This is a genomic window from Desulfovibrio sp. 6_1_46AFAA (assembly GCF_000224635.1).
Classification (GTDB): domain Bacteria; phylum Desulfobacterota; class Desulfovibrionia; order Desulfovibrionales; family Desulfovibrionaceae; genus Desulfovibrio; species Desulfovibrio fairfieldensis.
In genome coordinates this window covers 262,993-276,037 of sequence record NZ_JH114301.1, presented here as the reverse complement: position 1 = coordinate 276,037, position 13,045 = coordinate 262,993, and the positions used below count along the sequence as shown (strand labels likewise).

General features: G+C 63.9%; 6 protein-coding genes. 1 reads left to right on the top strand and 5 read right to left on the bottom strand.

Translation table 11 applies throughout. The annotated features are described in order from the left end of the window. Positions 1–38: 38 nt before the first annotated feature. Positions 39–2,930: an EAL domain-containing protein gene (locus HMPREF1022_RS04715; RefSeq protein ID WP_035060624.1), complete on the top strand. Its 2,892-nt coding sequence runs from the start codon at positions 39–41 to the stop codon at positions 2,928–2,930. A gap of 119 nt (positions 2,931–3,049) precedes the next feature. Here the strand turns inward: HMPREF1022_RS04715 and HMPREF1022_RS04710 are convergent, their stop codons facing one another. The 5 genes from HMPREF1022_RS04710 to HMPREF1022_RS04690 form a co-directional block, all read right to left on the bottom strand. After that, complete coding sequence (locus HMPREF1022_RS04710; RefSeq protein ID WP_009302116.1) at positions 3,050–4,297, bottom strand: glycosyltransferase; 1,248 nt, start codon at positions 4,295–4,297, stop codon at positions 3,050–3,052. Positions 4,298–4,306: 9 nt separating this feature from the next. Further along, positions 4,307–6,556 carry an HD domain-containing phosphohydrolase gene (locus HMPREF1022_RS04705; protein WP_009302115.1) on the bottom strand — a complete coding sequence of 750 codons (2,250 nt, stop codon included), beginning with the start codon at positions 6,554–6,556 and terminating at the stop codon, positions 4,307–4,309. A 22-nt stretch (positions 6,557–6,578) separates the two neighbouring features. Then, complete coding sequence (locus tag HMPREF1022_RS04700) at positions 6,579–8,696, bottom strand: HlyD family type I secretion periplasmic adaptor subunit (RefSeq protein ID WP_009302114.1); 2,118 nt, start codon at positions 8,694–8,696, stop codon at positions 6,579–6,581. 1 nt (position 8,697) lies between these two features. Next, positions 8,698–11,301: a type I secretion system permease/ATPase gene (locus HMPREF1022_RS04695; protein ID WP_009302113.1), complete on the bottom strand. Its 2,604-nt coding sequence runs from the start codon at positions 11,299–11,301 to the stop codon at positions 8,698–8,700. Between the two features lie 282 nt (positions 11,302–11,583). After that, complete coding sequence (locus tag HMPREF1022_RS04690) at positions 11,584–12,987, bottom strand: TolC family outer membrane protein (RefSeq protein WP_008685644.1); 1,404 nt, start codon at positions 12,985–12,987, stop codon at positions 11,584–11,586. Positions 12,988–13,045: the final 58 nt, after the last annotated feature.

The window sequence follows — 13,045 nt, the reverse complement described above, 5'->3', positions numbered from 1 at the left end:
GAGAGAGAGAGAGAGCATATAGTGAAGAGAGCCGACATATGACGTTTCCCGTTTCGCGCATTCTGAGCGTGCTTCTGGCCATCTGTGTTCTGTCGGCTCCTCTCCCCTTGCGCGCCGCGGAAGGCATGGAAACCGTCCGCGTCGGCTATTATGAGGACGGGGACTACATGTCCCGCAACCAGGCCGGCGAATATGTCGGCTTCAACTTTGAATATCTACAGGAAATCGCCAAGTTCAGCGGTCTGCACTACCGCATGGTGGACGGCGTGAGTTGGGAAAACACCTTGTCCCTGCTGGAAAAAGGCGAAATCGACATCCTGCCTGCCGTGTACTATACGCCGGAGCGGGCCAAGAAAATGCTTTTTTCCGAGCTGCCCATGCTGAGCCTGTTCACCACGCTCAATGTCAGACAGAACGACCAGCGCTATACCTATGAGGACTTTCCCTCCTTCCAGGGCATGAAGGTGGGGATCATCGCCAACAGCAAAGACGGCGAAAAATTCCGCCAGTACTGCCGGGACAACAATCTCGACCTGACCATTATTCCCTATGCGGAAACCGGCACGCTGCTGGCCGCCCTGGCGGACAAAACCCTGGACGGCGTGGCCATTACCCATCTCGGCCGCAACAGCGTCTTCCGCAGCGTGGCCCAGTTCTCCGCGGAACCCATGTACATTGCCGTGGCCAAGGACAGGCCGGACCTCCTGGCCCGCATCAACAAGGCCATGAACGTCATCTCACTGCGCGATCCCTATTACGCCCTGCGCCTGCACGCCAAATATTTTTCGGTCAGCGCGGAGCAGAAACCTGTGTTTACCGAGCAGGAAGAAGCCTTTATCGCGCGCAAGCCGGTCATCAGGGCCGCCTATGACCCGACCTGGGCCCCTTTGGAATACACGGACCCCAGAACGGGACTTTTTTCCGGCGTGGTGGCGGACCTCTTCAAACATATCACAAATGAAAGCGGCCTGATCTTCCATTTTGAGCCCATGCCCCAAAACCAGGCTCTGGAGATGGCCTCCAAGGGCGAAATCGACGTGGTCTGCACGCTTACCGGCGACTATCTCTGGAACGAGCGCTATCAGCTCAACGCCACCGGCGAGTATCTGAGCACGCCCGCCCTGCTGGTCCGCCCGCGCGGGGCCGGTGAGATCAAAACCATCGCCCTGCAGCAGGGCTACTGGCTTTCCCAAAAAATCACCCAGGACAATCCCGGCAAGCGCATCCTCTACTATGGCACCGTGGAGGAGTGTTTTGACGCCCTGCTGGCGGGCAAAGCCGACGCCGCCTACGCCAATACCCACATCGTCAACTACTTGCGGGCCGAGCCGCGCTACGCCGTCCTTGACGCCACGCCCCTGGGCAATTTCACCGGCGAGTTGCGCATCGGCGTCTCCCGCCATGCCGATCCCAGGCTGTTCGCCATTCTGGACAAATGCGTCCAGTACACGTCCACGGAAGAGATGGACGATCTGGTGCTGAAAAACGCCATCAAACCCCGCAGCATCAGACTGCGGGATTTTGTGGCCGAACACCCGGCGGAAGTCATCAGCGCCGTCGCGGCGGTGTGCGGACTGATCATTCTGCTGCTGGCCTACAGCCTGGCCATCAAGTCCAGACACAGCGCGCAGATTCAGTCCCTGCTCTATCGCGACCGCCTGACCGGCCTGGACAATCTCGACAAATTCTACACGGAATGCGGCCGCCTGCTGGGCGGAACCGAACATGAATATGCCCTGCTCTACGGCGACATCAGCCAGTTCAAGATCATCAACGACAACTTCGGCTTTGCCGTGGGCGACGAACTGCTCCGCGCCTACGCGGCCATTCTGCGGGACAGCGTCGGCCAGGACGAGCGTTGCGCCCGCGTGTCCGCGGACCACTTCATCCTGATGCTGCGCTATCACGGCTGGGAACAACTGGCGGCCCGGACCAAGGACATGGCCCAGTCTCTGGACGTCTGGCGCTACGCCTGGGGCATGCCCTACAAAATAGGCACGGTCTTCGGCGTATACTTGGTCAATGCCGCGGAAAAGCACAACATCCATCTCATGCTGGATCTGGCCAACTACGCCCGCAGAAACGCCAAGCTGACCATGCGCGGCCCCCTGGTGCTCTATGACGAAAAAATGCGCCAAGACGCCCTGTTGCAACAGGAATTGAGCGGCCACCTGGAAAATGCCCTGGAACAGGGCGAACTGACAGCATGGTTCCAGCCCAAGGTGGACATGCCCAGCGGTGAAATCAACGGCAGCGAAGCACTGGTGCGCTGGAACCACCCGGCGCGCGGCCTGCTCATGCCGGGCAGTTTCATGCCCCTGTTCGAGCGCAACGGCGCGGTGGTCCAGATCGACATCTACGTTTTCGAACAGGTCTGCAAGGCTCTGAAGCAGTGGAGCAAGCAGGGGCTGCCCATTCATAGGGTTTCCTGCAACTTTTCCAGCCTGCATTTCGACCGTGCGGATTTTCCGCAGCAACTGGCGGACATCGCCGCCCGCTATGAAGTGCCCCACGCGCTGCTGGAAGTGGAAATCACCGAGAGTTCCATCATGCGCAACCCGGAATCCGCCTGCGCCCAGATCATGCAACTGAAGGAACGCGGCTTCCTGATTGCCATCGACGATTTCGGTTCCGGCTATTCCTCACTGGGGCAGATCCAGCAGATCATGGCCGACGTGCTCAAGCTGGACCGCAGCTTTGTCCAGCGCAACATCCTCGGCACGCGGGAACAGATCGTGCTCAGCAATGTCATCCGCATGGCTACGGAACTGGGCATGTCGGTCATTTGCGAAGGAGTGGAAACCGGGGAGCAGGCGGAGATCCTCATCCAGTTGGGCTGCCGCAACGCCCAGGGCTTTTTCTACGCCAAGCCCATGCCCGGACGGGATTTTGAACAACTTCTGCAAAAGGGAGCCCGGCTGCCGGTGTAAGTCCCCTCTGAGCTGGTTTGCCTCAGGATGCTGAAAATTGCCGCCCGGCAGGGATTCAAAAAAATCCGTGCCGGGCGGCTCGGCGTTTCAGGGCAACCGTTTCCAGGCGAAGAAGATTTTCAGGCAGCTCCGTTCCGCGCTGCCATGCTTTCCAGCACCAGCTTCCGCAAACGTTCCACCTGGACGGCGGCGTCATAGTCCCGCCGTACGGCGTTGCGCGCCTCCTGTCCGATAAAGGCCAGCCGGGGCGCGCGCTCCGCCACTCCGGCCACGGTTTCGGCCATGGCCCGCGCATCCCAGAAATCGCAGAGAAAACCGTTGACCCCATGGCTGATCACTTCGCGCACGGGCGCGGTGTCCGACCCCACCACCAGGCCGCCGCAGGCCATGGCCTCCAGAATGCCGGTGGACAGGGCATACGGGGCCGTCAGATAGACGTGCACCGTGGAGGCCCGCAACATCCGGCGGTACTCATTCAGCGGGCGCGGGCCCAGCAGGTGCACCCGGGCGCGGGCCTCGGGCGGAAGCGGCAGGTCCTCGCGGCACCGGCACAGGGCTTCCGCCTCGCCCCGCTTGGCCTCCTCGCCGGAACGGCCGCCACGGCTCTCCGGCGCGGGCCAGGCCACCAGCACATGGCAGGAAGGGCGCAATTCCAGCAGGCGCGGCAGGCAACGCGTAAACTGCGCGAAACCGCGCGCCGCGTCGTGCAGCGGGCCGGAAAAACTTATCAACTCGTCCGTGCCGGCAAGGTCAAGGCCGCCGCCCACAAAACCCGCCACGGGCGCGGGTGAAAAAAAAGCCGTGTCCACGCCGCTGTGCAGCACCCGGAGGCGTTGCGCCAGAAATTCGGGGTACTGGTCGCGTTGCCATTTCGAGGAGATTGTCGCCAGATCCGCGTCGCCCAGGGCATTGTATTCCCAGAGATTGCGCACCCTGGCCGGGGCAAAGTCCGCCGGGGGGCGGGGACGTCCCCGATTGAAAAAACAATGGCTCTCCCCCTGGTTGTAAAACCAGTCCGCCCGCACCAGATAGAATGCCTCGGGGAAAATATCCCGTACATAGAGGCTGCCGCCCGCGGACGACGAGGCGCAGACCAGATCGGGCGCAAAGCCGTCTTTGCGCAGGCCCAGCATGGCATTGCCCGCCCTGGCCCCGCGCCGGAAACGGAGCACGGCCTCGCGCTCGGCCGGGTCGTCGCCGGCGTGGTTGAGCGGCGGGGCCAGGCGCAGACGGCGCACGCCGGGCAGCCCCCCCTTCTGGCCGGTTTCGGACAGAAAGAGCACCGTGTTTTCCTGCTCGGCCCCGAAACTGTGGGCCAACAGCCGGAACGGGCCGGGAAAGGAGCCGTGTAGAAATAAAATACGCATATGGCCGCCTTATGTCGGAATGCCGCCCGACCCATGCTGAGCGCTCGCTTCTCCCCCGCTGCTCCGGGCCTCGTCCTCCCCGCCGCCGCTCTTTTCCTCGCGCAGCTTCTGCAAAAATTCCCGGCCTTGGCCGGTCTGCAAAAAGCCCTGCAGAGCCCGCACCACCTGCGGATCATATTTGCGGGGCGTCTCATTGAGAATTGCCATGGCCCGCTCCATACCGTGGGCCGTGCGGTAGGAGCGCGGCCGCACCAGGGCGCAGAAGGTATTGGCCACGGCCAGGATGCGGGCGTTGAGGCAGATCTGGTCGCCCTTGAGCCCGTCCGGATAGCCCGAGCCGTCCAGCCGCTCATACATCTGGCTGATGGCCTCCAGCACGGGCAGGCCGAAATCGATGCCGGTAAGGGCTCGCCGGGCGTAGTCCACATGGCGCTGCAACTGGGCCCGTTCCTCGACGGAAAGCGCGCCTGTCTTGTTCAGCAGTTCACTGGGCAGCTGGATCATGCCGATCTGGGACAGGCTGGCCGCCGTGCGCAGGGTCGCCAGGGTCTCGGCGTCGTTGAGGCCCAGGCAGTAGGCCAGGGTCACGGAAAGCTGGGCCGTGAAGGTTGACTGGCCGCAGAGATAGGGGTCCACGGCTTCGATGGCCCGCACAAAGACCGCCACGGTCTGGGTGATCATATGCTGGGCGCGCTGCTGGGCCAGCACCAGTTCGGTAATGTCGCTGTACACCGAAACCACGCCCGACATCCGGCCCTTGTCGTCCCGGAAGGGCGAGCAGGCCGTAAGGAAATGGCGCGCCTGCCCTTCCACGGGCAGGGCTTCGGTAAAGCTGGCCATGCCTTCCGTCTGGTTCACGGCCAGGGTATGCGTCACCAGGCTACGGGCCAGATCCGGCGGCAACTGGCTGTGGGGCAGGCCGCGCAATTGCTCCACGCTCAGGCCCGTCATCCGGGCGTAACTCTGGTTGGCATAGTAGATCACGCCGCTCAGGTCATTGAGCACAATGCCCGCCGACAGCGCGGAATTGACCCCGTCCATGATCTGCTTCTGCTGGTTGACCACCAGATAGAGGCGGCGCATCTGGTCGGCCACGGCGCGTTCCTGGCGGCCCACCAGCCACCACCACAGGGCCACCAGTACGATGCCGGCCAGGGCCGTCACCAGTCCGGCGGCGATCAGCACGTTTTTGCGGAAGTCCGCGTACTGGGCCTCGGCCTGGGCCGCGTCCACGCCCTGCATGACCAGCCAGGGCATGCCCGGCACGGGCAGGGCCAGGGTATAAGCCCGCACTTCCCCGCCCTTGGCCGTGGGCTCGTCGCGCAGGCTCAAGGGCAGACGGCCGCCGTCCAGGCGCCAGCCGGGCAGCTCCAGCGAACCGGAACGCGCGGCGGGATTGATGAGCCGCACGTCCTGCCGGTGGGCCTGAACGATGCCGGAACTGAATATGCCGTCGTCGCCGGTACGGGTGATGGCCCTGGCCACGGGCAGCACATTATAGGTAGCCACCAGGATGGAAACCACCCTCTCGCCCGAGGCATCCACATAGAGGGGCGCGAAGACCGGAAAGGCCATGTCCATGACCAGTTCGCCCTCCTGGCGGCGCACGGGCAGCATGACGGGCCGCCGGGTTTGCAGCACGGTTGCCAGAAAAGACCGCTGGTCCTCGCTGAATTGCGGCGCATCGGACGGAGCCAGATAAACCTCAAGATTCGCGTTCAGCAGATACGCGCCCCAGAGGCTGTTTTTCTCGATAAAATCCTTCAACTGCCTGAGCATCATGGGCAGGCGCGGGGCCAGGCTGTCCAGGGGATCGGGGTCGCCCGCGTAGCCGCCCCCGCCTGAAGCCGTGCCGCCCGGCTCCGTCAGGTCCGCAGAAAGACCCGAGGGCATTTCAGGCGGAATTTCCGGCGGCGGGGGCACGTCATGCTCCGGCTGTTGGGCCAGTTCCAGCAGTTTTTCCGCCGGAATCCTGGAGGCGTCCGCCTCGGCCGCGAACAGGCGCAGCAGGTCCAGGCCGGCAAAGGCTTCCACCTGGCCCTTGAGCGTGCCGGACCAGACCGTGAGCAAAGCCACCTTGTTGCCCGCCTGGGTGCTCATGTTCTGTTCCATGTCCCGCAGCAGCCGCTTTTGGGAAGTCTGCAGAATCCAGTGCGCGGCCACGGCCGCGGCAACCGCCACCAGCACCAGCAAGGCCAGCATGATCAGCGCGGTGCGCCGCTTGCGGCGCGAGCTTTGAGTTGAGGAATCCTGTGCCATGATGTTTTCCTTACGTAACGACTCAACGCTCTCGCAGCGCATTCTGCTTGGCTTTCAGAATGGGCTTGAGCAGATAGTCGAGCACCGTCTTTTTGCCGATCAGAATGTCCGCGGTCACGATCATGCCGGGAATAATGGGCAGCACTTCATTGTGGTAGGTGATGGCCGTCTTTTGCGTGCGCACCTTGACCAGATAATGATAGTTGCCCTTCTTGTCTTCGATGGTGTCGGCGCTGATGGACTCCAGCTTGCCCTCCAGGCCGCCGTAGATGGAGAAATCATAGGCCGAAACCTTGACCATCACCTCCTGGCCGGGCCGCAGAAAAGCCACGTCCTTGGGGCTGACCTTGGCTTCCACCAGCAGGGTGTCGTCCAGAGGCACGATATCCATGATGGGTTCGCCGGGCTTGACCACGCCGCCCACGGTGTTGATGTAGATCTGCTTCACCGTGCCGCGCACCGGGGTGCGCAGTTCCGTACGGGTCACGCGGTCGCTGCCCGCGGCCAGTGTTTCACGCAGGGAGTTCAGTTCCAGACGGCGCTTGTTGATTTCCTCGGTGATGGCCGCATTCTGCTCCGCCCTGCGCGAGGCGATGCGCTGCTTCGATTCCTCGGCGGCGGCCTGGGCCTTGGGAATGCTGGCCGCCAGCATGTCTATCTGGCCCTGGAGTTCCACGACCTTCTGTTGCAGGCCCAGGTATTCCATACGCGAAAAGTTGTTGCGCTGCACCAGGGCATAAGCCGTGTCGCGCTGCTCGATGGACAGGGCCAGACTGCGGTCCAGCTGGGTCTTGCGGGCAATCTGCTCTTCCACATCGTGCCGCCGCTGATCATACTGGGACTTGAGCACCTCGATTTCGGCATTGAGCTGGTTCTGGCGCGACTGCCAGGCGTTTTCCTGGTCGCGGATGATCTGCCGGGCGCGGGCCAGCGTGTTCTCATCCACCTTGTGGCCGGTGAGTCTGGCGGCCCAGTCCTGAAGGTCTTCGGGGAAAACAGGGCGCTGGTCCTTGAGTTCCGCTTCCAGGCGGGCAATAGCCAGGCTGTTTTCCATGGCCTTGTTCACGGCGTCGCGGTAGGAGGATTCGGCCAGCTCATTGTCCAGTTGGGCCAGCACGTCGCCCTTGTTCACGATCTGCCCTTCACGCACCAGCACGGCGCGCAGAATGCCGCCTTCCAGGTTCTGAATGGTCTGGGTGCGTTGCGAGCCCACCACCTGGCCCTCGGCATGGGTCACCTCGTCGACCTTGGCAAAAGCCGCCCAGACCAGCAGGCAGGCGAACATCACCGCCACGGTGATCGAAAGGGCGCGCACGCCGAAACGCGGCCGCCGGGCCAGGGCGGCGTCCACTTCGCCGGCAAACTGGATGTCGTCGGGGGTGAGCCCGTGCAGGGGCGCGTCCATGGCCGCGAACAAACCGGCATTGGGGCCCGCATCCGGGCCCGCGTTCGGACCGGAATGGGAACCCGGCCCGGCCCCGGGCGTTCCGGGTCCGGCGGGCGCATCCGCTCCGCCCTCCCCGCCGGTCTCGCCGCTTTTGCCCTTGTGGAGCACGGCCTCGCGGATGGACTGGATCAGACTATGGTCCGGCCTTTGCTCATGCTCGTCGCCCACGAACAGGGCGCGCAAAAAGGCCAGCGCGCCGCCGCCCTTTGCCGCCGTGTCCTTGGTCCCGGCCAGAGCCAGGGCCGCAAGCTCATCCTCGGACGGCAGCATGGGTTCGGGCATGGGCGGAAGATCGGTTCCGGCCTCCGGGCTCTGCGGGGTCCGGGACGTTGAAACACTCTTCCCTGCCGCGCCTGAAGCACCGGGCATCAGCGGCATGAAATCCGTCAGTTTTTGCGGAATTCCGCCTTCAGGAACTTCCAGCGGCGGTTCCGGCACGGAACCGCCCGGCTGCGGAGCCCATGCCGTCGGAGCGGGCTCCGCAGCCGGGGATTTTTCCCCTTTCCAGGCGGCAAGATCCGTGGCGCGCGCGGCGCGTTCGTCCAGCATGGCGGCAAAGGGCGTAGCGGCATCAGCCGCATGGGCCGCGCCGGGCATGGCGGGCATTTCCCCGCCGGAGCCCGCTTCCGCCCGAGGACGGCGTTCTTCCTCCACGGCCGCCGGAGCATTCTTTTTACCGGAACTCAGCTGCATCTCAGTTCTCCACCGGTCGCGCACGCGCGGGCCGTTCACCGTTGCCGGCGGCGTTCATGCTTTGCCGGGAGCGCTCGCGCAGGCGCTGGAGCACCATGTCGCGCGGGCCGTCCATCTTGATCTGGCCGTTTTCCATGACGATCAGGCGTTCCACAATGCGCAGCATGGACAAACGGTGTGTGACCAGCACCACAGTGCGCCCGTCCATAACGGTTTGCAGGCGCTTCTGGAGCATCAGTTCGGAATCCGTGTCCATATTGCTGGTGGGCTCGTCCAGGATCAGCACTTCCGGGTCGCGCACCAGGGCGCGGGCCAGGGCCACGGACTGCCGCTGCCCGCCGGAAAGCGCCTTGCCCTGCTCGCCCACCTGGGCCGCGAAGCCTGCGGGATTGTTGCGCAAAAAGTCCGTCACCCCGGCCAGGGCCGCGGCGCGCAGAATCAGATGGTCGTTGATGGAGGGGTCGCCCAGGGCGATATTGTCCCGCACGCTGCCGTAAAAAAGCACCACGTCCTGCGGCAGCACGCCCACCCTGCCCCGCAGGTCCGAACTGGGAATCTGGCGGATGTCCACATCCCCGAATTTCACGGCCCCATCCTTGGGCTGGTACAGGCCGATCAGCAGCTTGGACAGCGTGCTCTTGCCCGAGCCCATGGGCCCGATGATGCCCACCCGTTCGCCGGGCTCAATGTGCAGGGACACGCGGTCCAGAGCCAGCCGCTCGGAACGGGGATAGGCGAAGGAGACGTTCTCCATGGTGAAGGAAGGCCGCAGCATGCCGAAATCCATGCAGGTCCGCTCGGCCTGATTCTCCGACGGCAGCTCCATGAGCATGTCCAGGGCCTTGAGGGTCACGTGCGAATTCTGCATGCGGGTGAGCAGCGAAGCCATCTGGAGCAACGGGGCCATGGTCCGGCCCACCAGAATATTGCAGCCGATGAGCGCGCCCATGGTCATCAGGCCGTCGGTGATCCGGTACACGCCCCAGACGATCATGGCCACGGTCACGATCTGGGTGATGAGCATGGAGGCCGTGATGGCCAGGTTGTTGTATTTGCGGGCCTCGCTGGTGGATTTGGCGGAAAGCCCCACCACCGACTCCCAGAGCCGCTGCATGCGGCTTTCCGCCATGCAGGACTTGAGGGTTTCCAGGCCGCCCACGATTTCCACCAGCAGGGCGTTTTTCTGCATGTTCTGCTTGTAGCTGGCTTCGGCGCACCGGCGGGAGCGGTGTTGCAGGAGCAGGCCCACGCCCAGCAGTATGGGGATGGCCGCGAGGGGCAGGAAGACCAGCGGGCCGCCGATAAAGCCGATCAGCAGCAGAAAAATCACCAGAAACGGCAGGTCGATGCAGGCCAGCAGGCTGGACGAGCTGAAAAATTCGCGCAACTGCTCGAATTCGCGCAGATTGTTGACCATGGCCCCGGTGGATTCCGGCTTGGCGTCCAGGCGCATGGAAAGCACTTTGTCCACCAAGGTGCTGGAAAGCACGATGTCCGCGTTGCGCCCGGCCACGTCCACAAAATGGGTGCGCAGGGACGAGAGCAGGAAGTTGAACAGGTAGATGATCAGAATGCCCACGGCCAGCACCCAGAGCGTCTCCGTGGCGTTGTTGGGCACCACGCGGTCGTAGACGTTCATGACAAAGAGCGGGCTGGCCACGGCGATGAGGTTGATGACCACGCTTGCCAGGGCCACATGGCGGTAAATGGGCGCGTAGTAGCGCAACACGTCCCAGAACCAGCGCTTGCCCTTGGACAGGGTCAGCTTTTCCGCGCGCTCGTCGGGCGCGGCCTGCACGGCGGCAAAGAGGGCATACCCGGAATATTCCTCCTTGAGGGCGGCCAGGGGCACGCTTTGCGCGCTGTCGCTGATTTCGGGAAAGATCACTTCCGCCGTGTCCCCCCGCAAAGCCGTGAGCACGCAGGAGCGGTCTTTGGTAAGCAGAAGAATGCAGGGCAGCACCAGGGTGGGGATGTCTTCCAGCACGGGGCGGAAGGCAATCCGGCCCGAAAGCCCCGCCTTGCGCGCCGCTCGCAGGCAGGCCTGCGGCGTCACCCTGCTGCCGGTGAGCCCGGCCATCAGAAATTGCGGCGAAACCGCCTTGCCCCGCAGGCGCAAAAGCACGGACAGGCTGCGCAGCAGGCCGGGCATGAAATCCACATCCGAGGGGCGCAACGGCCCCATGGCCTTCCCCTTGGCCGGGGCCTGCGCCGCGTCGCGGGCGTCGGGAGCATCAGGGGCAGCGGCATCAGGGGCGGACGGCGCGCGGGTCTCGCCGGAGTGGGGAGGGGCAGCCTTGTCGCTTGCGGCCGGAGGGACTTTGGCTTCCTCCCCGGAAGCAGGGGCGGCCATGCCCGCCATGGCGGAACGCGCCCTCAGGGCTGAGGCGACGGACCCCGTGAGCGTGGCGGCATGCGGCGCGGCGGGCTGCCCGTCCTCACGCGGCGCGCCATGCGCGTCATGCGTATCGGGGGAAGCGGCCTGACCGGAGACGGACCGCGCAGCCGGATCGGATCGGGTCGCTCCGGAGGGGGCCTGTTCTTCAAGATTGCCGGGAACGGCGGAAGACATCCGCCCGATGTGTGTCGTACTGGGCTTATCCATGATTTTTCCGTTGCTGTGGGGCAAAAGCCCGCGGGCTTTTGCGGAGCGGTGTTGTTGCCGCCCCATTGCCCCTGCCCGGAAGCGAACTCCGTCCGCGCGGGGCAATGCTGATTCCGTCAACAACTCCGGCGGCCTGAACGCCGGAGACAGTCAACCGCTTGAAGCCTATCCCAAGGGGGAAGGCAGCACAAGCTCCCTTCCTGGCGTACGCCGCCATATGCGTACGCGGGAAGGCCAAAATCGGATTCAGCCCGGCGCGCCAGCGCCGGGCTGAATCCCCTCTTACTTAAACCAACCGGGCGCGAATGCCTCGCGCGGATCCTCGCGGTCCTCCGGAGGTTTTTGCCCCAGCGGCCCGGTGTTTATGGACATCTGCGGCAGCAGATTGCCGGTGAGCGCGCACAGTCTGTATGCGCCCACCAGGATATTGCCGCGCGCGGTTTCCGCCTGAGTGGATGAATTGTACAGCTCGCTTTCCGTGTCCAGCACGTCCAGCAGGCTGCGCTTGCCGATCTGGAACTGCTCCAGATAGGCGGTACGGGTATATTTATTGTATTCGATGGCCTTGGAGTAGTGCTTGTACTGCTCCTGGGCGGCCTGATAGTTGGTCCAGGTGCTCTCGATATCCAGTTTGAGGTCGTCGATGTAATTGTACATCACCTGCCGTGACTGGCGGATGCGCGCCGAAGCGGCCTTCCGCTCGGCCAGGTCGGCCCCGCTGTTGAAAATGTTCCAACGCACGGTGCCCAGCACGTCGAAGCTGTAGATCCAGCGGTCACTGGCGCCGCCCCGGTCTGTATAGTCCGGCCCGGCCTCCAGGTTGAAAGTGGGATAAAAGGCGGAATCCGCCAGTTCCCGTTCGCCCCGGGCGGCCCGGATGTCCTGCATGTAGGCCGCCAGCTTGGGATTGTTCTTCTCGGCCAGCTCAAAAACCGGTTCAGGGCCCTTGAAGATCTCGGGCGGCATAGTCACCGGCATAAGCTTGCCGTAGGCCTGCATGCCGGTCAGCCGGGTATAGGTTTCCTCGGCCACCAGCAGGGAGGCCTTGGCTTCGGAAAGGCTCGACAAGGCGCGGGAAAGGCGCGACTGCGCCTGACTCACGTCGGCCGCCGTATCCGCGCCCAGGTTGGCGCGGTCCTCGGCCTGCCCCAGAATGGCCTTGTGCTGGGCCACGTTTTTCTCGGACAGAGCATAGATAGTGCGGCGGCGCAGCAGGTCAATATGGGCAATGATGCCGTCCAGGGAAAGGGAGGTGGCGGTATCAAACACCCGCTCCTTGACCGAATCCAAAGTGGATTGCGCGCTGCGCACGCGCGAACGGGTTGCGAAGCCGTCCCAGATGGGCTGTACCAGCTTGGCGCTGACACCGGCCAGGCCCCACATCTGTTCGTCCAGATTTTGGCCTCTGGTGGTGGAATCGCTCAAAATGCTGCCGCCGGCCCGGCCGGTGACGTCCACGCGCGGACCGAAACCGGCTTTGGCCCGGTCCACCTCATGCTCCAGCACCTGGCGGTTTTCCAGCATGCCGCGCAGGCTGCGGTGCGTGCGTAAAACGCCGTACACCGTGTCCTCGACGGTAATGGGTTGACCGGGGGGAGGCGGAGGGGGGTAGGCGGCTTCCGCCGCCGCGACTGCCGCGGGAAGCAGCAGTGCCAAAACAGAGAGGGAGAAGGATAACAGTTTCACGGTTCACTCCAAAATAAGGGAAAATCACCCCGTTGCGGCGTTTTCCCGCTGATGGCAT

Coding starts and splice junctions, on each gene's coding strand:
- HMPREF1022_RS04715 (WP_035060624.1), top strand. CDS start 39: ATGACGTTTCCCGTTTCGCGCATTCTGAGCGTGCTTCTGGCCATCTGT.
- HMPREF1022_RS04705 (WP_009302115.1), bottom strand. CDS start 6,556: ATGGCACAGGATTCCTCAACTCAAAGCTCGCGCCGCAAGCGGCGCACC.
- HMPREF1022_RS04695 (WP_009302113.1), bottom strand. CDS start 11,301: ATGGATAAGCCCAGTACGACACACATCGGGCGGATGTCTTCCGCCGTT.
- HMPREF1022_RS04700 (WP_009302114.1), bottom strand. CDS start 8,696: ATGCAGCTGAGTTCCGGTAAAAAGAATGCTCCGGCGGCCGTGGAGGAA.
- HMPREF1022_RS04710 (WP_009302116.1), bottom strand. CDS start 4,297: ATGCGTATTTTATTTCTACACGGCTCCTTTCCCGGCCCGTTCCGGCTG.